At 64.4% G+C, this 23,167-nt stretch carries 21 protein-coding genes, 1 tRNA gene and 1 pseudogene; 12 read left to right on the forward strand and 11 right to left on the reverse strand.

Going from position 1 to position 23,167, the window contains the following annotated elements; all coding sequences use genetic code 11:
- Window positions 1-7: 7 nt before the first annotated feature.
- Complete coding sequence (locus tag XH91_RS04105) at window positions 8-778, reverse strand: thermonuclease family protein (RefSeq protein WP_164933893.1); 771 nt, start codon at window positions 776-778, stop codon at window positions 8-10.
- 345 nt (window positions 779-1,123) lie between these two features.
- Here XH91_RS04105 and XH91_RS04110 point away from each other — a divergent pair, with 345 nt between their 5' ends.
- The 3 genes from XH91_RS04110 to XH91_RS04120 all read left to right on the forward strand — a co-directional run bounded on the left by XH91_RS04110 (window position 1,124) and on the right by XH91_RS04120 (window position 4,013).
- Window positions 1,124-2,329, forward strand: a complete 1,206-nt coding sequence (locus tag XH91_RS04110; RefSeq protein ID WP_128949397.1) for an ABC transporter substrate-binding protein — start codon at window positions 1,124-1,126, stop codon at window positions 2,327-2,329.
- Between the two features lie 140 nt (window positions 2,330-2,469).
- The gene (locus tag XH91_RS04115; RefSeq protein WP_128949398.1) at window positions 2,470-3,258 is read left to right on the forward strand and encodes an enoyl-CoA hydratase; all 789 of its coding nucleotides are present in this window, start codon (window positions 2,470-2,472) and stop codon (window positions 3,256-3,258) included.
- Window positions 3,259-3,260: 2 nt separating this feature from the next.
- The gene (locus tag XH91_RS04120; RefSeq protein WP_164933875.1) at window positions 3,261-4,013 is read left to right on the forward strand and encodes a VOC family protein; all 753 of its coding nucleotides are present in this window, start codon (window positions 3,261-3,263) and stop codon (window positions 4,011-4,013) included.
- A gap of 198 nt (window positions 4,014-4,211) precedes the next feature.
- Here the strand turns inward: XH91_RS04120 and XH91_RS04125 are convergent, their stop codons facing one another.
- Genes XH91_RS04125 through XH91_RS04135 form a run of 3 tightly spaced genes read right to left on the reverse strand, consistent with a single transcriptional unit; the run spans window position 4,212 to window position 7,288 of the window.
- The gene (locus tag XH91_RS04125) at window positions 4,212-5,030 is read right to left on the reverse strand and encodes an enoyl-CoA hydratase/isomerase family protein (RefSeq protein WP_128949400.1); all 819 of its coding nucleotides are present in this window, start codon (window positions 5,028-5,030) and stop codon (window positions 4,212-4,214) included.
- Window positions 5,031-5,046: 16 nt separating this feature from the next.
- Window positions 5,047-6,207: an acyl-CoA dehydrogenase family protein gene (locus XH91_RS04130; RefSeq protein WP_128949401.1), complete on the reverse strand. Its 1,161-nt coding sequence runs from the start codon at window positions 6,205-6,207 to the stop codon at window positions 5,047-5,049.
- Between the two features lie 16 nt (window positions 6,208-6,223).
- Complete coding sequence (locus tag XH91_RS04135; RefSeq protein WP_128949402.1) at window positions 6,224-7,288, reverse strand: acyl-CoA dehydrogenase family protein; 1,065 nt, start codon at window positions 7,286-7,288, stop codon at window positions 6,224-6,226.
- Between the two features lie 255 nt (window positions 7,289-7,543).
- Between XH91_RS04135 and XH91_RS04140 the strand changes: the two genes are divergently transcribed.
- Window positions 7,544-8,329: an SDR family NAD(P)-dependent oxidoreductase gene (locus tag XH91_RS04140; RefSeq protein ID WP_128949403.1), complete on the forward strand. Its 786-nt coding sequence runs from the start codon at window positions 7,544-7,546 to the stop codon at window positions 8,327-8,329.
- 129 nt (window positions 8,330-8,458) lie between these two features.
- Here XH91_RS04140 and XH91_RS04145 read toward each other — a convergent pair whose 3' ends face one another.
- On the reverse strand, window positions 8,459-8,731 hold the full coding sequence (locus XH91_RS04145; protein ID WP_206733196.1) for a GlsB/YeaQ/YmgE family stress response membrane protein: 273 nt from the start codon (window positions 8,729-8,731) through the stop codon (window positions 8,459-8,461).
- A gap of 41 nt (window positions 8,732-8,772) precedes the next feature.
- Entirely contained in the window at window positions 8,773-9,369 is a 597-nt protein-coding gene (locus tag XH91_RS04150) for a YidB family protein (RefSeq protein ID WP_128949404.1), read from the reverse strand.
- A 183-nt stretch (window positions 9,370-9,552) separates the two neighbouring features.
- Between XH91_RS04150 and XH91_RS04155 the strand changes: the two genes are divergently transcribed.
- Window positions 9,553-10,560 (forward strand): 2-dehydropantoate 2-reductase, encoded by a 1,008-nt coding sequence (locus tag XH91_RS04155; RefSeq protein ID WP_128949405.1) that lies wholly within the window; start codon window positions 9,553-9,555, stop codon window positions 10,558-10,560.
- Window positions 10,561-10,991: 431 nt separating this feature from the next.
- Here XH91_RS04155 and XH91_RS04165 read toward each other — a convergent pair whose 3' ends face one another.
- The gene (locus tag XH91_RS04165) at window positions 10,992-11,936 is read right to left on the reverse strand and encodes an IS110 family transposase (RefSeq protein WP_164938244.1); all 945 of its coding nucleotides are present in this window, start codon (window positions 11,934-11,936) and stop codon (window positions 10,992-10,994) included.
- A 343-nt stretch (window positions 11,937-12,279) separates the two neighbouring features.
- A complete protein-coding gene (locus XH91_RS04170) occupies window positions 12,280-12,888 on the reverse strand; it encodes a hypothetical protein (RefSeq protein WP_128949408.1) in 609 nt (202 codons plus the stop codon).
- A gap of 331 nt (window positions 12,889-13,219) precedes the next feature.
- On the opposite strand from XH91_RS04170, the gene XH91_RS04175 reads away from it, so the two are divergent.
- The 4 genes and pseudogenes from XH91_RS04175 (at window position 13,220) to XH91_RS04190 (ending at window position 16,737) form a co-directional block, all read left to right on the forward strand.
- On the forward strand, window positions 13,220-14,737 hold the full coding sequence (locus XH91_RS04175; protein WP_128949409.1) for an AMP-binding protein: 1,518 nt from the start codon (window positions 13,220-13,222) through the stop codon (window positions 14,735-14,737).
- Between the two features lie 22 nt (window positions 14,738-14,759).
- Window positions 14,760-15,151: pseudogene (locus XH91_RS04180) on the forward strand (RraA family protein).
- A 93-nt stretch (window positions 15,152-15,244) separates the two neighbouring features.
- A tRNA-Arg gene (locus XH91_RS04185) sits at window positions 15,245-15,321 on the forward strand.
- 276 nt (window positions 15,322-15,597) lie between these two features.
- On the forward strand, window positions 15,598-16,737 hold the full coding sequence (locus XH91_RS04190; protein WP_128949410.1) for an amidohydrolase/deacetylase family metallohydrolase: 1,140 nt from the start codon (window positions 15,598-15,600) through the stop codon (window positions 16,735-16,737).
- A gap of 48 nt (window positions 16,738-16,785) precedes the next feature.
- Here XH91_RS04190 and XH91_RS04195 read toward each other — a convergent pair whose 3' ends face one another.
- Complete coding sequence (locus tag XH91_RS04195) at window positions 16,786-17,931, reverse strand: acyl-CoA dehydrogenase family protein (RefSeq protein ID WP_128949411.1); 1,146 nt, start codon at window positions 17,929-17,931, stop codon at window positions 16,786-16,788.
- Between the two features lie 127 nt (window positions 17,932-18,058).
- On the opposite strand from XH91_RS04195, the gene XH91_RS04200 reads away from it, so the two are divergent.
- The gene (locus tag XH91_RS04200; RefSeq protein ID WP_128949412.1) at window positions 18,059-18,736 is read left to right on the forward strand and encodes an alpha/beta hydrolase family protein; all 678 of its coding nucleotides are present in this window, start codon (window positions 18,059-18,061) and stop codon (window positions 18,734-18,736) included.
- A 76-nt stretch (window positions 18,737-18,812) separates the two neighbouring features.
- On the opposite strand, the gene XH91_RS04205 is transcribed toward XH91_RS04200, so the two are convergent.
- A complete protein-coding gene (locus tag XH91_RS04205) occupies window positions 18,813-19,787 on the reverse strand; it encodes a ketopantoate reductase family protein (RefSeq protein WP_128949413.1) in 975 nt (324 codons plus the stop codon).
- 155 nt (window positions 19,788-19,942) lie between these two features.
- On the opposite strand from XH91_RS04205, the gene XH91_RS04210 reads away from it, so the two are divergent.
- Window positions 19,943-20,746 (forward strand): enoyl-CoA hydratase-related protein, encoded by an 804-nt coding sequence (locus XH91_RS04210; protein WP_128949414.1) that lies wholly within the window; start codon window positions 19,943-19,945, stop codon window positions 20,744-20,746.
- 32 nt (window positions 20,747-20,778) lie between these two features.
- On the opposite strand, the gene XH91_RS04215 is transcribed toward XH91_RS04210, so the two are convergent.
- The gene (locus XH91_RS04215; protein ID WP_128949415.1) at window positions 20,779-21,663 is read right to left on the reverse strand and encodes a LysR family transcriptional regulator; all 885 of its coding nucleotides are present in this window, start codon (window positions 21,661-21,663) and stop codon (window positions 20,779-20,781) included.
- A 110-nt stretch (window positions 21,664-21,773) separates the two neighbouring features.
- Here XH91_RS04215 and XH91_RS04220 point away from each other — a divergent pair, with 110 nt between their 5' ends.
- A complete protein-coding gene (locus XH91_RS04220; protein WP_128949416.1) occupies window positions 21,774-23,138 on the forward strand; it encodes an FAD-dependent oxidoreductase in 1,365 nt (454 codons plus the stop codon).
- The last annotated feature ends 29 nt before the right edge of the window (window positions 23,139-23,167 follow it).

Genomic DNA, 23,167 nt, shown 5'->3' on the forward strand with positions numbered 1-23,167 from the left:
CCCTATTTTAAGGCCTTACCCCTGTCGGCTCGCTTGCGCCCAGCAACTCGACCTGTCCCGCGAGACGCGCGTCGATACGCGGCCCCGTCGTCCCCTCAACCCAGCCCCGGATACGAATACGTCTATTTTCCAGTGACTTAAGGGTCATTCCGGCGCTCTCGAACGCCGGCAGATTGCGCTTTGAAATAGTCACCGCAAAGCCGTGTGTCCAGTTCCGTCCGAAGTTGAGGTAGGTCATTGCCCCAGCTTGACGGACCGACAGGACTTTACCCTCGACCACCATAAAGCGCCCGATCCCGGCCAAAATATCGTCCGGACTTTCCGCGTTTTTTATGGCCGACGGGTCAGCCCAACTGCCCTTTTTTTGGCGTCGCGCTGCGGCCTCCGACGCCATCAGAGCCGCCGCACAATCCTTGTCGGTGATTTCGGCCGAGACGAGGGCGTCGCCCTGGGCGAGGAGCATCGATTGAACCGAGATGTCGCTCTCGCCGATGAATACCAGCGCACCCTGGCGGCCGTAGCGGTCGGGTGTGTCGTCGGTGCCGCGCAGGATGACGTCGCGGCCGACCAGCAGCGATGTCAGCGCCTGCTGCGTCGTCGCTGTCGCCTCGATGCCGGAGAGACGGACTTCGCGGCCGTCATCGAGGCGCACGCTGCGTGCGTCGGTGATGGCGGCGACACGGCCTTCGCCCTGGGACTCGAACTGGCACGGCGTCGCGTTCGCCGTGTGACCTGCGCAGAGAAGAAGTGCGACGATGAGGTGAAGCCGCTGCGTCATATGACCCGGAGAGGTTGCGTTGTGCGTCGACCATAACTCAAATGCGGCTGGCGGCGAATTCGGCGTGTAGTACTCCGTCGTTGCCTCATACTCCGTCATTGCGAGCGCAGCGAAGCAATCCAGCGTCTTTCCGCGGATGCATCTCTGGATTGCTTCGCTGCGCTCGCAATGACGTGGAGATAGTTATCTATATGTCGCCATTCCGCTTTGCGGAAAACATGCGCGGCAATCGTGCTCTCGTGACGCCCCTCACGCTTGCTGCGCTCTCGCGCATGCGGCATGATTGCGGGAATAGCAAGATCAAGCCGCCATTCAGAGCAAGGCGATCAAGGGAGGTTGTTTTCAATGAAGCCTATTTTGTCCGGTATTTTTGCCGCCGCGTTCGCCCTCAGCGCGAGTGCCGCGCAGGCTCAGGACAAGCCTCCCCTCAAGATCGGCGGCATCCTCGACATGTCGAGCCTCTATGCCGACATCACCGGCCCCGGCAGCGAGACCGCGGCCAAGATGGCGGTGGAAGATTTCGGCGGCGAGGTGCTCGGACGCAAGATCGAAGTGCTGGCGGCTGACCATCAGAACAAGGCCGACCTCTCCGCCAACATCGCGCGCGACATGCTCGACAATCAGGGCGTCGAGATGATCTACGACGTCGCGGCCTCCGCGACCGCGCTTGCTGCCGGTGAGATCGCAAAGGCGCGGGGCAAGATCATCATCTTCAACGGACCGGGCTCGATCCGTCTCAGCAACGAGGCTTGCGGCCCGTACACCATCCACTACGTGTTCGACACCTACGGCCAAGCCAACGTCACCGGCCTTGCCGCCGTGAAGTCGGGCCTCGACACCTGGTTCTTCCTCACCGCCGATTACGCCTTCGGCCAGGATCTGGAGAAGGACACCAGCGCCGTCGTCACCAAGACCGGCGGCAAGGTGCTGGGAAGCGTGCGCCACCCGCTCAACACGTCCGATTTCTCCTCGTTCCTGCTTCAGGCGCAGGCCTCGAAGGCGAAGGTGATCGGGCTCGCCAATGCCGGCGGAGACACCGTCAATGCCATCAAGCAGGCGGCCGAGTTCGGCATCATGAAAGGCGGCCAGAAGGTCTCGCCGCTGCTGGCCTTCGTCACGGACATCGACTCGATCGGGCTTGAGACCGCGCAGGGCCTGCTGCTGGCCGAAGCCTTCTACTGGGACATGAACGACGAGACGCGCGCTTTCTCGAAGCGCTTTCAGGAACGCGTCAAGCGGCCGCCGACCTCGGCACAGGCCGGCGTCTATTCCTCCGTCATGCACTATCTGAAGGCGGTGAAGACGGCCGGCACGACAGATGCGGCCGCAGTCATGAAGGTGATGAAGGAGACGCCGATCAACGACTTCTTTGCGAAGAACGGCAAGATTCGCGAGGACGGTCGTATGGTGCACGACATGTACCTGTTCGAGGTCAAGAAGCCGTCGGAATCGAAAGGCCGCTGGGACGATTACAAGCTGCTCGCCACCGTGCCGGGGAGCGAAGCGTTCCAGTCGCTCGAGCAGTCGCGTTGCCCGCTGGTGAAGAAGTGACGCGAAGGGTCATCCCGGGGCTCGCGTAGCGAGAGCCCGGGATCCATCGGGCGGCAGTGACGGTTGATGAATGGATTCCGGGCTCGCGACTTCGTCGCGCCCCGGAATGACAAAACAACCAACAACAAGGGAGACGTCCCATGAACGACATGGTCCTGCAGAAGCTCGAAGGCGGGCTGCTCACCATCACCATGAACCGGCCCGAGCGGAAGAACGCGCTCAACCCCGAGATGGTCGCGGGCCTGGTCGAGGCGGCGCGGCGTGCGGCTGATGATCCGGAGGTGCGCGCGGTGCTGTTCAAGGGCGCTGGCGGCTCCTTCTGCGTCGGCGGCGATGTCAAGTCGATGGCGGCGGGCCGCGCGCCGCTGCCGTTCGAGGTGAAAATGGCAAACCTTCGCCGCGGCATGGAGGTCTCGCGGATCCTGCACCAGATGCCGAAGCCGGTGGTGGCGCAGCTCGACGGTGCCGCGGCCGGCGCCGGTCTGTCGATGGCGCTGTCGTGCGATCTGCGGGTTGCCTCCGAATCCTGCAAGATCACGACCGCCTTCGCCAAGGTCGGCTTCTCCGGCGATTATGGCGGCACGTATTTCCTGACCCAGTTGCTCGGCAGCGCGCGGGCGCGCGAGCTCTATCTGACATCGCCCGTGCTGACCGCCAGGGAAGCGCATGCGATCGGCATGGTGACCAGGGTCGTGCCCGACGCCGAGATCGACGCCGCCGCGCACGAACTCGCGATGTCGCTGGCGCAGGGACCGTCGATCGCGCTCGGCTTCATCAAGCGCAATATCAACAATGCAGAGCATCTGCCGCTGGAAGATTGCTTCGACGGCGAGGCGATCCACCACACCCGCTGCAGCGACACCGAGGATCACAAGGAGGCCGCGAAGGCTTTCGTCGAAAAGCGCAAGCCGGCTTTCAGGGGCGCATGACCATGGCGCCCTATATGCGGCTGCGGCAGATTTGTCTGGTCGCGCCGCAGCTCGCGCCTGTGATCTCGGACATCGCCGAGATCATGGGCCTCTCCGTCTGCTACCGCGACGGCAATGTCGCCAAATACGGCCTGGAGAACGCGCTGCTCCCGGTCGACACGATCATGCTCGAGGTGGTTGCCCCGTTCAAGGACGGCACCACGGCCGGTCGCTTCATCGACAAGACCGGCGGCCGCGGCGGCTACATGGCGATCTTCTGCTGCAACGATCCCGACGAGCGCGGCCGCAACGCCAATGCGATGGGCGTGCGCACCGCCAACGTCATCGACCACGCGCCGTATCACGGCGTCCAGCTCCACCCCCGCGACTGCCGCGCCGCCTTCATCGAGTTCAACCACACCGAGGGCAGCGACGATATCCTTGGCGCGTATCCGCCGGCGGGCCCGGACTGGCAGAAGTTCGTCCGCAAGGATGTGACGCAGGCGTTGACGGCGGTGGAGATGCAGGGCCCGCACCCGCAGGAGCTGGCGGCGCATTGGGGGAAGATCATCGGGGTTGCGGCGAGCGGTGATGCCGAGTTGAAGCTGCCGAATGCGACCTTCCGCTTCGTGAAGGGCGCGAGCGAGATCATGAGCGCGCTGGAGTTTCGGGTGGTTGATGTTGCGAGCGTGTTGCATACGGCGAAGGCGAGGGGCCTTGCGGTTGCCGGGAATGAGTTCCTGCTGGGCGGCGTGACGTTTCGTGTTGGTGCGTGAGCTGTTGCTTAAATCCCGCTGTCGTCCCGGACAAGCGAAGCGCACATCCGGAACCCATACGTCGCAACATTGGTTTTGCGAAGACTTGGAGTTGCCCGTTCGCGCCGCAACTTCTCCTGGGCTTATAGGTCCCGGCCTTCGCCGGGACGACAGTGAGGTTGTGGCGACGCGAGAGTGATACGGCGAAGCGCCGCCGCGTTACCGCCCCCTAAAATTCGCCACGCGCCGCTCTTCCGTGGCTTTCACGCCTTCCTTGAAATCCTCTGTCGCGCGCAGGCGGGTCTGCTCGGCGAGCTCGTGATTGGTTGCGGCCATCACGCGATCGGCGAGGCCTGCGCGCATCGTGGCGCGCGTGGAGAGCAGGCCGAGCGGGGAGCATTCGGCGATCTCGCCGGCGAGCTTCATTGCGGCTGCCTTGACCTGGTCCTGCGGCACCAGCTCGTTGGCGAGGCCCCATTTGTACGCCTCTTCGCCGGTGACGCGGCGGCTGGTGTAGAACATCAGCTCGGCGTTGTTCTTGCCGATGAGCTCAGGCAGCGTTGTCGTCAGGCCGAAGCCGGGATGGAAACCGAGCTTGGTGAAGTTCGCCGAGAAGCGCGCTTCGGGGCAGGTGACGCGGAAGTCCGCCGACACGGCAAGCCCGAGGCCGCCGCCGATGGCCGCGCCCTGCACAGCGGCGACGATCGGCTTCTTGGCGCGGAAGATGCGCACGGCCTGGATATAGAGGTGGTTGATCGGGCCGAGACTGTCGGCCGGATCGCCCTTGGCCTTTTTCTCGGCCTCCTGCGCTTCCTGCGCCTGCCGCGCGGGATCGCCGAAATTGGCGCCGGCGCAGAAGGCCTTGCCTTGCGCGGAGAGAACGGACGCGCGGATCTCGATGTCGCGGTCGAACTCATCGAGCGCATCGGCGATCTGGTTGATCAGGGAGATGTCGAAGAAGTTCAGCGGCGGCCGGCGAATCTCGATGCTGCCGACGTGCCCGACTTTCTCGACGCCGATATCTTTGTAGGTGGTCATGATGTCCTCGAAGGTTTTAGCGCAGGCCCAAGCCGCGCGCGATGATGCCGCGCAGCACTTCGGTGGTGCCGCCCTGGATGGTGAGTTTCGGTGCGGTCTTGATGGCGAAGTCGAGCTGCCGCTCCAGCGTCTCACGATTGGTCGCGGTTTCCTCGACGAAGGCCGCGAGATCGCGCACGCGGTGCGGAAGCTGCTGCTCCCAGACCGTGCCGATGTCCTTGACGATGGAGGCTTCCACCACCGGCTCCTTGCCGGCCTGCAGCATGCCCGCGACCGACACCGACATGCGCCGCATGGTGTGGAGCTGCGCGACCAGACGGCCAATGCCCTCGGCGCTGCGCGTATCCGGATCGGGACCGACCGCGCGGACCAGCTCGGTCAGCACATAATAGGTCTCCAGGAAGCGCTCCGGACCCGAACGCTCATAGGCGAGCTCCGACGTCGCCTGCTTCCAGGCGCCGTCGACTTCGCCGAGCACGTGATCGTCGGGCACGAAGAAGTCGGTGAACACCACCTCGTTGAACTCGTACTGGCCGGTGATCTGGCCGATCGGATTCACCTTGATGCCCGGCTGCTTCATCTTGACCAAAAATTGCGTCAGGCCGTGACGACGGTTTTCCTTGGTCGGCGGCGAGGTGCGGAAGATCGCGATCATGTAGTCGGCGATATGCGCCGATGAGGTCCAGATCTTGGTGCCGTTGATGAGATAGCCGCCGTCGGTCTTGGTCGCGCGCGTCTTCGCCGCGAACAGGTCCGAGCCGGAATTCGGCTCGCTCATGCCGATCGCAAAGCAGATCTCGCCGCGGCAGATGCGCGGCAGGATGTCCATCTTGATATGCTCAGGCGCGTATTTCAGCAGCACCGGCCCGCTCTGGCGATCGGCGACGAAGAAGCGCCGCGTCGGCGCATTGGCGACACGCATTTCTTCCGTCACCACGTAACGCTCGAGGAAGGAGCGCTCCTGGCCGCCATATTTCTTCGGCCAGGTCATGCCGAGCCAACCCCTCGCGCCGACCTTGCGGGAAAATTCCGGCACGTCGGTGTCTTCGCGGTTGGGCTTGTGCGGATCGAAGGTTCCGGCGGCGATTTCTTCGGCGAGGAAGGCGCGTACTTCCTTGCGCAACTGCTCGCATTTCTCGGGCAGGCGGATCGGATCGAAACGAAGAGCTGCGGTCATGTGTTTCGTCTCCCAATCAGCGCGAAGCCACGAGCGGCCACAATTCGTCGGCGCCACGGCTCGCGACCAGCTTGCCGAGCTCGACCGCCCAGTAGCTCTCCGAGCCGAAATCGTCGCGCCAGGCCAGCGCCCGCAGCGAGTAGCGATGCAGGATGTGCTCGATGGTGAAGCCGATCGCGCCGTGAACCTGGTGCGCGATGCCACCGCCCTTTTCCGCAGCCTCTGCGCAGCGGATCTTCGCCGCGGCGGCTTCGAGATAGACCGCGTCGTCGAAGCTCTTCGCGTTGGCGATGGCATCGGCGGCGGATGTCGCGGCGGCAAGTGCCGCGGCGGATTCGCCGGCGAGGCGGGCGAGATTGTGCTGCACCGCCTGGAATTTCGAGATCTTCTTCTCGAAGGCGACGCGCTCGTTGGAATAGCGCACGGAGATGTCGAGCATCGATTCCAGCGCGCCCGCAATCTGCAGGCTGCGTGCGACGCCGCCCATCAGCATCATTGCGGTCTGGTCAAGGCCCTTTGGCGCGGCCTTGATGGTGACAGGCTGGACCTTGTCGAGCGTCACGGTGTCGCTGTGGTCGTAGCCGACATTGAGGCCGGATTCGGTCCGCGCCTTGCTCGCATCGACCAGCGCAATCGAAACGCCGTCCCTGGCGTGCGCCAGCAGTGCAAAATGCTTCGCCGCTTTCGCAAAGGGCACGCCGCGGCAGCGGCCGGAGAGGGCGCCATCGGCATCGACAGTGATGCGATCCCTTGGCGAAGCCGGCAGCACCGTCATCTCGCCTTCGGGCGAGGCGATCCTTGCCTGCGCGAGCAGCCAGCCTGCGAGCATTGTTTCGGCCAGGGGAACCGCGACCGCGAAGCGGCCGGCGGCGTTCAGCAAGGCAAAGCCGTCGGCAAGGCTCGCGCCGGAGCCGCCGAGATCGTCAGGCACCCACGACAAGGGCAAGCCGGCTTCGCTGAGCGCCCGCCACAGCGGCGCCTGCCACGAACCCTTCTTGTCGTTGTTGATGGTTTGCGGATCGGCGAGATCGGCGAAGATTTTTTCCGCGGTCTCGACGACGATATTGTCACTCTCCGCCACAGCGTTCCCCGTGTTTTGCCATTGGCGCGTCCTGCCCAAGGCGGCGGCGCGCCATCTCTTCTTGCGCCCGATGATCTGAAAAAGCCATGGCCCTGACAAGCGTTGATCGCAGGCCCTTCTGCGGCTCCGGCATGGGGCAAGAAACAGCCTGAGCACGGCCTGGACTAATTCCGCTTAGCGGAGTTTGCTCGATTTGCAGGGCGCCGCAAACTCGCTAAACAAGGCGCCACATTCAACATGGGGAAGGAAATCCGGATGGCCAAGGACAGTTTGTGCGCAATCGTGACGGGGTCCGCATCCGGCCTTGGTGCCGCGACCGCGGAAATTCTCGCAGCGACCGGGGCGCGGCTCGTCATCAACTATTCGTCGAGCAAGACCGAGGCCGAGGCCACCGCAGAACTCTGCCGCAAGGCGGGTGCGGCTGAAGTGCTGGTTGCGCAGGGCGACGTCTCGAAGGATGACGATTGCCGCAGGATCGTCGCGGCCGCGAGCGGCTGGGGCAAGCTCGACATCCTGGTCAACAATGCCGGCACCACCAAGCATGTCGCCCACGGCAATCTCGACGGATTGTCGGCGGAGGATTTCCAGCGGCTCTACGGCGTCAACACCATCGGTCCGTTCCAGATGGTGCGCGCGGCGCGCAGCCTGCTCGAAGCCGGCGCGAACGCGTCGGGGCGCCCATCGGCCGTGGTCAACATTTCTTCCGTCGCCGGCATCAGCGGCGTCGGCTCGTCGATTGCGTATGCCGCAAGCAAGGGCGCGCTCAACACCATGACGCTGTCGCTCTCGCGCGCGCTGGCGCCCTTGATCCGCGTCAACACGGTTTGCCCCGGCTACATCGACACGCCCTGGTTCACCAAGGGCCGCGGCGAGGAACAGGCAAAGCAGGTGCGCGACAGCGTGGTCGCGAAGGTGCCGCTGAAGGTCGCCTCTTCAGCCGACGACATCGCGCAGCTCGTCTGCTTCCTGGCAATGCCGGCCTCCAGCAACATGACCGGCGAGGTCGTGCGCATGGACGCGGGGATGCATTTGGTTACGTGAGCTCGTCATTGCGAGCGGAGCGAAGCAATCCAGAAAACGTCCGCGGGGACAGTCTGGATTGCTTCGTCGCAAGGGCTCCTCGCAATGACGGTGGAGGTAGTTGGGCCTCCTCACGCAACGGACTGCGCATCACCCCTTGATCACGCCGCTCGCGACCAGCCGGTGCCAGATGAACAGCACCACCACCGCGCCGATCGTGGCCATGATGAAGCCCGCGCCCTGATCCGGGCCGTAATGGCCGATGGCCTGGCCAATGAAGGTCGCCAGAAACGCGCCGACGATGCCGAGGATGGTGGTGAGGATGAAGCCGCTCGGATTGTTCGGTCCCGGTGCCAGAAAACGCGCGATGAGGCCGGCGATGAAGCCGACGATGATGATCCACAACAGGCCGCCCATGCTCATGTCAGTGCTCCCCTTGCCTCGAAAATGCAGATCAGAGTCGATTAAATTCGTCCCGAGAGCTCGTTCTCGGTCGGCAGCCGTCCGTCCGGCGTCAAATGATCGACCACCTGCGGCAGGTACTGGCTGAGGCCGGAGAGCAGCTCGTCACGCGACAGGCCGCTTTGCGCCGACAGGCTCTGGATCTGGTCAGCACCGAGCGCATTGGCGAGATCGCCGGGTGCGATCGCCTTGTTCTCGCCCTTGCCGACCCAACTATTTGCGGTCTCGCCATGGCCGCCCTGCTGCAGCTGGTTGAGGAGGTCGCCGAGGCCGCCGCTGAGCACGGAGCCCGCCGCGCCGCCCGCGAGCAGGCCGCCGAGGCCGCCCTTGAGGACGTCACCGAGACCGCCACCGCCGCCAAGCGCACCGCCAAGACCACCACCAGGCCCCGCATTCGCGGGCGGCGGCACGGGGGCCGGCGCCGATTGCGGCGCGGCGTTCGGCTGGCCTGCGGTCATATGCTTGAATGCCTTCCAGGCGAGCAGGCCGAGGATCGCCATGGTCATCGGCGACATGCCGCTGGAGGATGATTGGGAGCTCGGCGTGCTCGGGCCGCGGGGACCGTTCTGCATGCCGTTGAGGACGTCGAGTAGACCCATGGTGCTCTCCTTTGGCGTTCTCGTACAGCGAGCTTTCGCCGCTGACAGCGCCCCCGGGGCGAAAACATATGGGGCTCTCATGACGGTTACAAGGCAGATGCGCCATGCCCGCGATGGGCAGCCGGCCTCGCCTGTGCTTGCCGGCTCTGCTATCGAAAACCGGTCATTCAGGGAGCAAGCCGGGTGGTGACGGGTCGACCGATCGTGGTGGCGGGCGCGGGCGCCATCGGCTGTTTTGTCGGCGGGCGGCTGGCGGCCGCCGATCGCCGGGTGGCATTGCTGGTGCGGCCGCGGGTGAAGACCGAGATCGAGCGGTTCGGCCTGAAGCTGACGGATTTCGACGGCGCCGAGACAAAGCTGGGTGCGGGCCAACTGGCGTTGTCGGAGGATCCTGCGATCTTCCACAGCGCCGGCATCGTGCTCGTCACGGTCAAGAGCGCCGACACGGCTGATGTCGCGGACCAGATCGCACAGCACGCGCCGCAGGATGCCGTGATCGTGTCGTTGCAGAATGGCGTCGGCAATGTCTCCGTGTTGCAGCAGCGGCTCGGCGGCCGCCGCGTGCTCGCCGGCATGGTGCCGTTCAATGTGGTCGCGATGGGCGAGGGGCGTTTCCACCGCTCGAGCTCCGGCGACATTCATCTCGGCGAGGACGCGGACAATACGGCCGCGGCGCTCTCGGTGCCCGGCCTCACCATCCGCGCGAGCCGCGACATCACGGGCGTGCAATGGGGCAAGCTGATCATCAATCTGAACAACGCGCTGAGCGCGCTGTCCGACATGCCGCTCGCGGCCCAACTGGCAAGCCGCGACTGGCGCCGGCTGTTCGCCGACCAGATGGCTGAAGGCCTCGCCGTGCTCAAGGCCGCCGGCATCACGCCGGCCTCGGCGACACCGATTCCGCCGAACTGGATGCCGACCCTGCTGCGATTGCCCGACATGATCTTCAACGCGATCCTCGGGCGCACGATGAAGATCGATCCGGAGGCGCGGTCCTCGATGTGGCAGGATCTGAAGCAGGGCCGCAAGACCGAGATCGACTATCTCCAGGGCGCGGTCATCGCGCTCGCCGGGAAAAACAACGTCGATGTGCCGCTGATGCGCCGCATTGCTGCGCTGATCAAGGAGGCGGAAACCTCGGGCGAGGGCCCGCCGCGACTCTCGCCGCAGCAGATTCGCGGTGTGGTTTGACTGCAATGGAGGAACCGATGAGGTGTTGTCTTATGATCGGGCTTGCGCTGGTCGCACTCTGCGGCGCATCGACGCTCGCTTGCGCAAGGCCCCCGACTGTCATGAACTCTCCTGGCTATGACGCGCGCTTGCAGGAGAGCCACAAAGCGCTCGAGAATTCGCAGTCAACGACAACACCCACGAATGCCCCAGCCGCAACACCGAAGCGCAGCAAGAAGAAGCACGGCCATTGAAGCGACGCCCCTCCGTTGTCGTCCCGGACAAGCGTAAGCGCAGATCTACCGTGTTGGGTGTCAAGGGTCGATCGAACGTAGAGGATGCGGCATCGGGTTCGGTCGTCAAGGCGGCTGCGCCCCGCCTTTCGGCGGTGGCCTTCGGCCAGCCTTGACGACCTGCACGCGATGCCGCGAGCGGCTGCCGTGATCGACGCCTCAGCGTGCTGCGGCTGCAGCGGGAGCCTTTGCGATCGCGTCCCGCAACTGAGCGTTCAGCCGCACCAGCATCTTGCGCATCACGGCGACCATAATCACCTTGCCAGGCTTGCCCCGTGCCCGCAGCCGGCTACAGAACTCCTTGATCTGCGGATCGAACCGCATTGCCGTGCGCGCCGGGTTGAACAAGACCACCTTGATTGACGTGCGCCCAGGCGCCAGTCCGCGGCGCTTGCGTATGCTCCCGCTCTCGTGAACGCGGGGAGCCAAGCCGCCAAGCGATGTAATCTCCTTGCAGCCGAGCCCGCCAAGTTCGGGAAGCAGCGCCAGCAGACCGCGTGCGGTCTGTTCGGCAACGCCGATCTGGTGACACAGAACCTCTTCTTTGAAGGCCAGATCCGGGTGTTCGTCCTCGTGCCGGGCAAGCTCGACAGCAATTGCTGCGAGGGCCTTATCCAGATGAACGATCACATCCTCGATCGAGCTGCGGACCGCGTCCAGTGGCGCGGTTGCTAGGCGGCAGGCCTCCGCATGCCGCATGGCCTTGAGCTGCCGCTGTCGCGCCATCAGGCAATCCAGCGTGACATCTTCCCGACGGCCCAGGCGCAGCTCACCCAAGCGATCGCGCCCATAATCTCGCAGCAACCGCGCGTCAATCCGGTCCGTTTTGGCCTTGATGCCCCGTACCTGGCGGAAGGCTTTGACCCGCTGCGAGTGAACGACAGCCCACGGGATCATCTTGTCCGCCAACGCGGCTTCCAGGTTCCGTTCCCAGCCACCGGTGCGCTCGAACACCACAATATCCTCAGCAGGATCGAACTGCTCAATTAGAGCGGCGATCGAGGCTGCATCATTGCCATGCCGCCGCACTCGCTCGCAGCCTTCCACTGCCACGTCCAGCCAGGATTTGCCGACATCAATTCCAATTACATGCTTGCCGCTCATACCGACCTCCCTCATCTTAGTCGGGTCCGGAGCGAGCACTGGATTGCAAACGGGCGATGAGCCCTCTCTACCGTTCGTGCCCGGACCCAGAAACGCCGGCGGGCCTCCAGATCTGCACGATCGTGACGATCTTCCGGGACCACGAGGTCCCGCCGGCGTCTGACCTTCCATCAGGAAGGCGTCAACAACATGCAATCCGGGACCCATAGCCACAGGAAGACGTTTGGCGAAGACTCGTAGTTGGCAGCTCCATCCATAACCACTCCCTGTGGTTATGGATCCTGGATCTGCGCTCCGCTTCGCTCGCTTGTCCGGGATGACGGCGGAGTGTGTGAGCGCTGTCTCAGCCCTTCTTCGCCGGCTTGCTCGGTGTCGGGTTGAACAGCTTCTTCAACTCGCTCAAGCCCTCCGACAGCCGCGGCCATTCGCAGGAGAACGAGCCCCTGGTGCAGGGCGCGCCCTTCTGTCGCAACACTTTCGGCCGTTCGACCGGAACGGGCACGCGCTCGGCCTCGGTTCGCAGCGTGACCTGCTGAAGTTGCTGCGCCTGCTGTTCCTGCTGCTCGCGCTGCTGCCGCGCTATCGCCTGGGCAGCTTCATTGCTACGGCGCTGATCGGCGAGATAGGCGGTGTAGGACTCGTCGATCTTCTTCTGCTCCTCCGGCGTCGGGTTGGGACCTGCGATGTCGAAGCTGCGATCCTGGAGGAAGTCGTAATAGGTGTAGCCGCCGCCCGCCTTGCGTCGGCCCGCGAACTTTGCGTTGCAGTCGGCAAGTGCTGCGGTCTTTTCGGCCTTGTTTGCCGATTTTTCGGCAGCGTCAGCGCATTCCTCGAAATCGACAGGCGCGCGCTTCCACCATTGCGCGTGGGCATGCGGCAACATCAGCAGAAATAATCCTGCTGCGGCAACGACAAACGCCGCCGCGCGACGCGATGCAACTACGTCCGACATTCTACGAGAGCATTCCTTGCAAAACTCAACCCAAACTGAGTCGTGGCCGATTTTTGCCCCTTTCTCGCCGGCTTGTCACCCATGGAACCCGGGAATTTCATGGCCGGGCTGCTGACATTTTTCGCTTGACGTGGCTCGGGAGTGACAGCCGCGCCGCACATGAAGCAATTCGAATTTTATCGGTTTGATACGACAAGGAAATCTCTTCGTCGTGAGAGCGCCGATCCGGGCGTCTGGAAGGCAGATGCTTGAAGGGTTGGCTCCGGCTGTTACACTTTGTTTTGCGACGCGCTTCGTTCTGAGGCGACGCCAAGAACACTGGAAACGCCCGATGCTGCTGCCTCTGTCCGATGTGCCGCGCTGGTATGCGCAACGCAAACCCGAGGGCACGGTCGCCGTCCAGCATGGGCAGGACAGGTTGACATGGGACCAGCTCGAGCGCGGAGCCAACAAGCGCGCGCGGGCGTTTGCGGCCAAGGGCGTCAAGCCTGGCGATTTTGTCGCGATCGGGTTGCCAAACGGCAATTCATTTTTCGAGACCACGTTTGCCGTGTGGAAATGCGGGGCAACGCCGACCTCGCTGTCATGGCGGCTGCCGCGCGGCGAAGCCGCAGCCGTGCTCGACATCCTGAAGCCGGCGCTGGTGGTCGGCGGCGAGACCGACTGGAACGCGGCGAACCGGCTGCCCGCGGATTTCGTGCCGGAAGGTTTTTCCGACGAGCAGATCGACCCGCCCGTGGCGCGCTATTGGAAGGCCATGACTTCAGGCGGCTCGACCGGCCGCCCAAAGGTGATTCTCGATCACCACCCTGCGGTCATCGACATCGCTCTGCCTCTGCCGCTCAATATCCCGTCCAACGCATCCTTGCTCAATCCCGGTCCGCTCTACCACAATGCGCCATTCATCCTGTCGCACTATGCGCTGTTCGGCGGCGGCAAGCTCACGGGCCTCGTCAAGTTCGACGCCGAGGAGACGCTCCGTCTGATCGAACGCGAGCGCGTGCAATGGGTCAATTTCGTGCCGACCATGATGCACCGGATCTGGGCGCTGCCGGAGAGCGTGCGCAATGCCTATGATGTGTCGAGCCTTCAGACCGTGTTTCACATGGCGGCTCCGATGCCGCCCTGGCTGAAGGAGAACTGGATCGCCTGGCTCGGGCCTGACAGGGTCTGGGAGCTCTATGGCGGCACCGAGCGGCAGGGCTCCTGCATCATATCAGGCACCGAGTGGCTGACGCACAAGGGCTCGGTCGGCAAGATCGGCGAGATGGCCAAGCTCCGTATCATCGGCGAGGACGGCAACGACGTCGCGCCGGGCGAGACCGGCGAGATCTACTTCCTCAACAATGACGGCAAGGATGCCACCTATCACTATCTCGGCGCCGAGCCGAAGCGTCGCGCCGACGGCTGGGAGTCGCTCGGCGATATCGGCAGGCTGGACGCTGAAGGCTATCTCTATCTCGGCGACCGTCTCGCCGACATGGTGCTGCGTGGCGGCGCCAACATCTATCCGGCCGAGGTCGAGGCCGCAGTGTCCGAGTGTCCGGGCGTGCGCTCCTGCGTGGTGGTGGGATTGCCCGATGCGGAATTCGGCCAGCGCGTGCACGCCATCATCGAGCTGGAGGCCAATGCCGATGGCCAGGCCGTCGCGGACGGCATGGGTGATTTCCTGAAAGACCGGCTCAGCCGCTACAAGCATCCGGAGAGTTTCGAGATCGTCGGCACGCCGCCGCGCGATGATTCCGGAAAGGTCCGTCGCACCTTGTTGCGCGACGAGCGCGCGGCTTGGATCAAGGAAGGCCGCGCTTTCCGCATCGTGCCGGCGAAGGCGCGCTCGCACGCCGAATAGGATCACGGAAGGACCAAACTCCATGGCGATTACGATCGCAGCGAACGGCGTGCCGAAACCGCCGGCTGATGTCATCGAGGGTTTCAGGAATGCACCGACCTCGATCATTTCCGACAATCTCAGCCGGTTGCCGGGCGCGGTCGGGCTCAAGCCCTATCATCGCAGCGGCAAGCTGGTGGGCGCGGCCTTCACGGTGCGCACCCGGCCCGGCGACAATCGCGCCATCCACCGCGCGCTCGAGCTGGTCGGCCCCGGCGATGTGATCGTGGTCGGCGACGAGGACGGGGTTGTGTCGTTTCCCGCCGCCGGCGCCGTGGCGCTGCTGGAGGCCGTCCGTGTCCAGATCAGGCGCGAGGAGGAGACCCTGACGGCGTCCGCGAGGGCCGCTACCAGGGGGCTTATGGGAAGTCCTGAGCGGCCGCTTGTTGCCCAAGCGAAGGGCTTCCGATATGGCCCTCGCTTTGATATGTACAGCCCCAGGCAACCTGCCTCATCGGCAGGTTCCGCGGTCCCGTAGCTCAGCCGGATAGAGCGGCGGTTTCCTAAACCGTAGGTCGCATGTTCGAGTCATGCCGGGATCGCCATTACGGCTTCAGGACGCCGGTCACAAAGCGTGAAGCTGCCTCGCGAACGTTTCCTCGATTGAGGATGGTGTGCACGGCCGCATCGACGAGCCGTACCAACCGTGCGGGTCGATTTCATAAATCCGATTCATGGTGAGGCACCCGCCATACGCGGCAGCGCCGCCGGTCTGCGGAGCTCTCCGCGCAATTTGCATGCCAGGCGTAAAAATTGCTACAGGCCGTGAGGAGCCTTCCCGGCCGACATGATTGAGCCTGACCGCGAATCCGGAGATGACGATGCCTTTCGATTTGATTCTGCGCGGCGGGCGGGTCGTCGACCCCTCGCAGAAGCTCGATGCCGTGACGGATGTCGCGTTTTCGGGTGGCAAGGTCGCCGCGGTCGGCTCCGCCCTCAAGGCGGATCCGGCAACCCAAGTGCGCGATGTCTCCCAGTTCATCGTGACGCCGGGGCTGATCGATCTCCACACCCATGTCTATTGGGGTGGCACCTCGCTCGGCATCGATGCCGAGGAGTTCTGCCGCAAGTCCGGCGTCACCACCTCGGTCGACACCGGCAGCGCCGGCCCCGGCAATTTCGCCGGCTTCCGCAAGCATGTGATCGAGCCGAGCCAGGTCCGCATTCTCGCCTATCTGCATGTCTCCCACGCCGGCATTTTCGGTTTCTCGCAGCGGATCATGGTCGGCGAGAGCGAGGAATTGCGGCTGATGAACCCGATCGAGGCGGCCAAGGTGGCGGATGCCAACCGCGACGTCATCGTCGGCATCAAGGTACGCGTCGGGCTGCACTCTTCGGGCACCTCGGGCGCCGTGCCGCTCGACATCGCACTCCAGGTTGCCGATGAGGTCGGCATGCCCCTGATGGCCCATATCGACCATCCGCCGCCGACCTATGAAGAGGTGCTCGCCCGCCTTCGCCCCGGCGACGTGCTCACCCATGCCTTCCGGCCCTTCCCGAACTCGCCGGCGACCGCGCAGGGCACGGTGAAGAAGGCGGTGCTGGACGCGCGCGAACGCGGCGTGCTGTTCGACATCGGCCACGGCAAGGGCTCGTTCGCGTTCAAGACCGCGCGCGCCATGCTCGCCAACGGCTTCTATCCCGACACCATCTCCTCGGACATCCATCAGCTCTGCATCGACGGCCCGGCCTTCGATCAGGTGACGACCATGTCGAAATTTTTGTGCATGGGCATGCCGCTGTCGGACGTGATCAAGGCCTCGACCGAAAATGCCGCGATGGCGCTGCGGCGCCCCGAACTCGGCAGCCTCAAGCCCGGCAGTGTCGGCGATGCCACGCTTGTCACGGTGAGGGACGGCCAGTTCGACTATGAGGACGTCGTCGGCGAGCACCTCGTCGGTGCCAAGAAGATCGTCTCCGAAGGCGTCGTCATCGGCGGCCGCTGGTGGCATCCGAACTGAGCGCCAGCGAGTACGTGCCCATGGGACTGGCGCGCGCGCTAGAGTTCCTTAGAGCGACCGCGCGATCAAGAGTTTCATGATCTCGTTGGTACCGCCATAGATCTTCTGGATGCGGGAATCGATGAAGATGCGGGAGATCGGATATTCCTGCATGTAGCCGTAGCCACCGAACAGCTGGAGGCATTCGTCGGCGGTCTGCACCTGTTTGTCCGAACACCAATATTTCGCCATCGACGCGGTGATGGTGTCGAGATCCTTCGCGACCAGGCGCTCGATGCACCAGTCGACGAAGACGCGCGCGATCATCGCCTCGGTCTTGCGCTCGGCCAGCGTGAAGGCGGTGTTCTGGAAATCCATCAACGGCTTGCCGAACGCCGTCCGCTCCTTGGTGTAATCGACGGTGAGCTTGACCGCGCGCTCCATCGCGGCGACGGCGCCGACCGCGAGCGCGAGGCGCTCCTGCGGCAGCTGCTGCATTAGCTGGACAAAGCCCTGGCCTTCCTCCTTGCCGAGCAGGTTCTCCGGCGGCACGGTGACATTGTCGAAGAACAGTTCCGACGTGTCGGAGGCGTGCAGGCCGATCTTGTCGAGGTTGCGTCCGCGCTTGTAGCCATCGGCACCATCGGTCTCGACCACGATCAGTGAGATGCCCTTCGCGCCCGCTTCGCCGGTGCGCGCGACCACGATGACGAGGTCGGCGGCCTGGCCGTTGGTGATAAAAGTCTTCTGGCCGTTGATCACGTAGGAATTGCCCTGCTTCTTCGCGGTGGTCTTGACCGCTTGCAAGTCCGAGCCGGTGCCTGGCTCGGTCATGGCGATGGCGCCGACCATCTCGCCTGACGCCATTTTCGGCAGCCAGCGCTTCTTCTGCTCCTCCGAGCCGTAATTGAGGATGTAATGGGCGACGATGGCGCTGTGCACGGAGACGCCGGTCGTCAGCTCCGGCACCGTGGTTTCGAGATCCTCGAGCACGGCGGCGTCATAGGCGAAGGTCGCGCCCAGCCCGCCATATTCCTCCGGCACGCTCGCCAGCAATGCGCCCATCTCGCCGAGCCCGCGCCAGGCGAAGCGGTCGACCATCTTCTGCTCGCGCCATTTTTCGGCGTGCGGCGCCAGATCCTTGGCGAGATATTTCCGGAACTGGTCGCGGAAGACGTCGAGCTCTTCGGTCATCCAGGAGGAACGGTAGGACATGGTCACCCTCGGTTGATGCGGCTTGCCGGTTTGGTAGGCTAGCGAGCCGCCGCAATTATTGTGTTTTCAGGCTGCGCCGGTGACGCTACCAAGGCGGCCTTAGCAGCGTCTGTCGGGGTGGTTGATTGTGGCTGTCAAAACGCAAGAGCTCAAGCTCGACATCGAACGCATCGGCCCGGTCTCCGCGATCCTGATGCAGCCGGCCAATGCGCGCGCCTGCTACGTGCTGGCGCATGGCGCGGGGACCGACATGCGGCATGCTTCGATGGACAAGATTGCGCTAGGCCTCTCGGAGCGCGGCATCGCGACGTTCCGCTTCAATTTTCCCTACATGGAAAACAAGCAGGGCCGTCCCGATCAGCCGGCGGTCGCGCATGCCACGATCCGTGCCGCGGTCGAGGAGGGTGCGCGGCTCTGTCCGGGATTGAAGCTGATCGCGGGCGGTAAGTCGTTCGGCGGGCGAATGACGTCGCAGGCGGAAGCGAAGGCTCCTCTCCCGAATGTGAAGGGGCTCGCCTTTCTCGGCTTTCCCCTGCACGCAGACAAAAAGCCGTCAATAGAGCGCGCCGAGCATCTTGCCCGCGTCGAGATCCCGATGTTGTTCCTGCAAGGGACGCGAGACGGGCTCGCCGATCTCGGCCTCTTGAAGCCCGTGCTGGCGAAGCTCGGGACGAGGGCGATGCTGCATGAGATCGAAGGCGCCGATCATTCCTTCGCGGTGCTGAAGAAGTCCGGCCGCACCAACGATGAGGCGCTTGCAGAAGTCCTCGACACGCTCGCGACCTGGATTGATCAACTCGCCTGAAGCACGAGCATGATCCGGCGTGCAGCGGTTTTCCGAGAAGATCATGCTCCAGGAGATAACGCGAAACGCACGCGCTTCACGCGGAGTAGAGCCCCTTGTCGCGCGCCTTCTGAATCGCGAGCGCGGCGATCAGATCGAGCGTCGGCGTCGACAGGCCGGCGGTGCGCGCGAAGGCGGCGGGCGCCCTCACCAGCACGTCGATTTCCATGGCGCGGCCGAGCTCGTAATCCTGCAGCAGCGACGGCTTGTGATTGGGGGCGGGCCCACTCCGCGTCGCGCGCTTGACCTCGGGGATGAAGTGCTGCGCGATGTCGTTGGCCTCGTTCAGCATCCGCGGAATGACCTCCGTGAAGGCGGGGTCGTCGCGGACACCGCGCGCCGTCTGGCCCGTCAGCAGGCACAAAACCGAAAGGGACATGTTGGTCAGCAGCTTTGACCAGATCGCCTCGCGAATCTCGGCCACCGGCGGCGATTCCAGCCGCGCATCGTTGAAGACGCCACGGAGCTTTGTGATCCGCTCGCAATTGCGGTCGTCGCATTCGCCGATCAGGAGGCGGTTACGGTCCGGCGTCAGATTCTGCACCACGCCAGGCGCCGTCACCTCGTTGGAGGAGAAGATGACGCCGCCGATGATTCGCTCCTTCGGGATGCAGGCGCGCAGGCGCCCGCCCGGATCGAGGAAGGAAATGTCCGGCGGCGTCGGGTGCCGCGGCGGCAGGCCGATACCGTACCACCAGGGAATGCCGTTCTGCGCGAACACGATGGCGGTGTCGTCCTGGAGCAGCGGCTTGATGCTGGAGACCAGCCCGGTCAATGCGGTGGCCTTCAGCGTCGAGATCACCACATCCTGGGGGCCGAGCTGGGCCGCATCGCCCGAGGCGTTCACCTTGGCCGAAACCTCGGAATCACCGACACGCAACTTCAGGCCATTGGCGCGGACCGCCTCCAGATGCGCGCCCCTCATGACGCACGAGACCTCGTGGCCGGCGCGGGCGAGCCTGACCGCGAGATGGCTGCCGACGGCGCCCGCGCCGAAAATGCAGATGCGCATATGATGTCCCGTCCCTGATATTTGGTCGTCGCCCGGCGCCAGCATGACACAAGCCGCCATGCGATGGGCGCGGCCGGCCTACGCTGGAAAGATATGGATCGGGATGCGTTGCCTCGGCCATAGTGCGCGCCATCAGAATGAGTGGAGGATCGTCGATGACTGCCAGCCCCGTCCTGTGGACCCTCGACGAGCGCGGGGTTGCGACCGTCACGTTGAACCGTCCGGAAGTGAACAACGCCTATGACGGCGCGCTGATATCAGGCGTGCTCGCGGCCATGGACGATCTCGGCAAGAAGACAAATCTTCGGGTCGTCGTGCTCAAGGGCAACGGCAAGCATTTCCAGGCCGGCGCCGATCTCAAATGGATCAACGGCGTGCGGCCGCAATCGCCTGAGGCCAACCAAGCCGCCTCGCGAGCGACGTTCGAGGCCGTGCAGCGACTCAACACGCTGCCGATCCCGACCGTGGCTCTGGTGCAAGGCGGCTGCTTCGGCGGCGGCACCGGCGTGATCGCGGCCTGCGATATCGTGATCGCCGCCGACAACGCCCTGTTCTCCATCACCGAGGTGCGCTGGGGCCTGACCGCCGCGATCATCATTCCCCAGCTCTGCGATGCCGTTGGCGTGCGGCAAGTCCGTCGTTACGCGCTCACTGGCGAACGTTTTGGCGCCGAGGACGCCCGCCGCATTGGCCTCGTTCATGAGGTGGTGCCGCTTGCCGATCTCGAAGCCGCGGGCAGCAAGGTGGTCGAGCAACTGCTTGCCAACGGACCGGAGGCGCTGGCCGAGACCAAGCGCCTGGCGCTGGAAAGCTCGTTCGGTGGAATGGCGGTGGACGATGCCGCCTATGCACGGCTGGTCCAGCTGCATTCGCTCAAGCGCCAGAGCGCGGAGGCGGCGGAGGGGCTGGCCTCGTTCGCCGAAAAGCGGGCGGCGAAGTGGGGAGGCGGAAAAGGCTGAGTTGCGCTCCACGCGGGCTACGGCAGCGCAATTCACAGCGACGGAGCGAGTGAGGTTTTCAGCAACGTCAGCAGCGCCTGCACCGCCGCAGCGTTGCGTCGCCGCTCGGGAATCGCGGCTTTCACCCATAATTCCGGAATCGGAAAGTCACGCAGCACCGGCTTCAGCGTGCCGTCGCGCAAGGCGTCCGCGACGAGATAATGCGACATCAGTGCGATGCCGTTGCCGGCGATCGCGCTGCGCGCCAGCACATGTCCCTCATTGGACGAAAGCAGCGGGCTGACCTGGATGGTGATGCGGCCACGCGGCCCGTCAAAGACCCATTCGGGGCCTGTTGGCATGAAGCTGAGGCAGCGATGCTCGACGAGATCGCGCGGATGCTTGGGCGTGCCGTGCTTCTTCAAATATGCCGGCGAGGCACAGAGCAATCGTTTCAACGGCACCAGCGGCTCGTCGACCACGCCGCCGAAGGAATGCGGGAAGGCGCCGATCGCGATGTCAAAGCCTTCGCTGACCGGATCGACCGGACGGTCGATCAGCACGATCTCGAGCTTCAGTCGCGGGTTCTGGGTCTGGAACGCACTGAAGGCATCGGCGAGCCGCGCTACCGTCATCGAGGTCGGCGCCTTGATGCGGAGGTGATCGACGAGATCGTGGCCCTTCTCGCCCATGCGCGAGAGCAGGTCGGACGCGTCGGCGACGACGCCGCGGGCGCGATGCACGTAGCGCTGGCCGGCTTCGGTCAGCCGCAATTGCCGGGTCGAGCGGTGGAACAGCGGCGTGCCGATCCGCGCCTCGAGCTGCGTGACGCGTTTGGCCACCACTGAGGTCGAGATATTGAGCTTGCGCGCGGCGGCGGAAAATCCGGCTGTATCAGCGGTGGCGAGGAAGGCCTGAAGGTTTACCAGGATGTCCATGTCAACCTTTCGCGATTCGAGAAAGCTGATCGCATATTTTGGTGGATTGTAGCCCTCCGCGCGTTAATTCATAGTCGCCCTCAAGCAAAGGATTTCGGGAAGGACGCGCCATGCGGGCCACGACGATCAATGAACCGGCACGGCAGGTGCCGCTCTACGGCGAATACGAGGTCGTCGTGCTCGGCGGCGGCCCGGCCGGCATCGTCGCTGCGGCCTCTGCCGCGCGCGCCGGGCGCAAGACGCTGCTGATCGAGCGCTACGGCTTTCTCGGCGGCATGGGCACCGCGGCCGGCGTCACCAATTTCTGTGGCCTGCATGGCAATGTCTACGGCGAAGCCGTCCGATTGGTGCAGGGCATGGCGTCCGATCTGCTGGCGCGGATCGACCATCTCAACGGCCTCAACGCACCGCACCTGATCCTCGGCAAGGTCTTTGCCCAGGCCTATGACACCGCAGCCTACAAGATTGCGGCGGACGAGCTGCTCGCGAACCACAAGGTGCACATTCTCTTCCATGCCCTCGGCGCCGGCGTCGTCATGGGCGCCGACCGCCGCATCGACGCGCTGATGGTCGAGACCAAGGCCGGCCGGCAGGCGGTGCGCGCTGAGATCTTCATCGATTGCTCTGGCGACGGGGATCTCGCGGTCTGGGCGGGTGCGCCCTTCGAGATCGGCGACGAGCACGGTCATCCCTTGTATCCATCGATGATGCTTCGCCTCAACGGCATTGACCCCGCAAGGGCGGGCGATGCCTGGCGCACCATCCCGCAGTTGATGGAAGCGGCGACCGCCGCCGGCACCCACAAATTCCCGCGGAAAAGCGCGATCGTGCGGCCGCAGAAATCCGGCATCGAATGGCGGGTGAATTTCACGCAAGTGGCGCGCGAAGACGGCCATGCCATCAACGGCGTCGAGCCCGACGATCTCACCCGCGGCGAGATCGAGGGCCGCAAGCAGGCGCTTGCGGCGTTCGAGTTCCTGCGTACCGTGCCAGGCTTTGAAAAGTCCTACATCGTCGACCTGCCGCCGCAGCTCGGCATCCGCGAGACCCGCCGCATCAAGGGCGGCTACCAGCTCAGCGGCCAGGACGTGCTCGGCTGCGCCTCGTTCGAGGACTCCATCGGCGTCAATGGCTGGCCGATCGAGGCTCATGTGCCGGGTGACGTCGTCTTCACTTTCCCGCCGATCCCGGAATCGCGCGGCTACAACGAATTGCCGTATCGCATGCTGGTGCCTGAGGGCGTAGACAATCTGCTCGTAGCCGGTCGCTGTGCCTCCATGACCCATGAGGGCCAGTCGGCGGCGCGTGTGTCCGGCGCCTGCTTCGTGATGGGCGAGGCCGCCGGTTCCGCGGCCGCGCTGGCACTGTCCGGAAACCGGATCCCGCGTGACATACCGGTTGAAAAATTGCAGGAAACGTTGAAACAACAAGGCGCCTTCATCGGGCGGGATCAACCCGTGCCAAAGGGCCTGTAACGGACTGCAAAAAGAGAATTATTGGAGGA

This window comes from Bradyrhizobium guangzhouense, assembly GCF_004114955.1.
Classification (GTDB): Bacteria; Pseudomonadota; Alphaproteobacteria; order Rhizobiales; family Xanthobacteraceae; genus Bradyrhizobium; species Bradyrhizobium guangzhouense.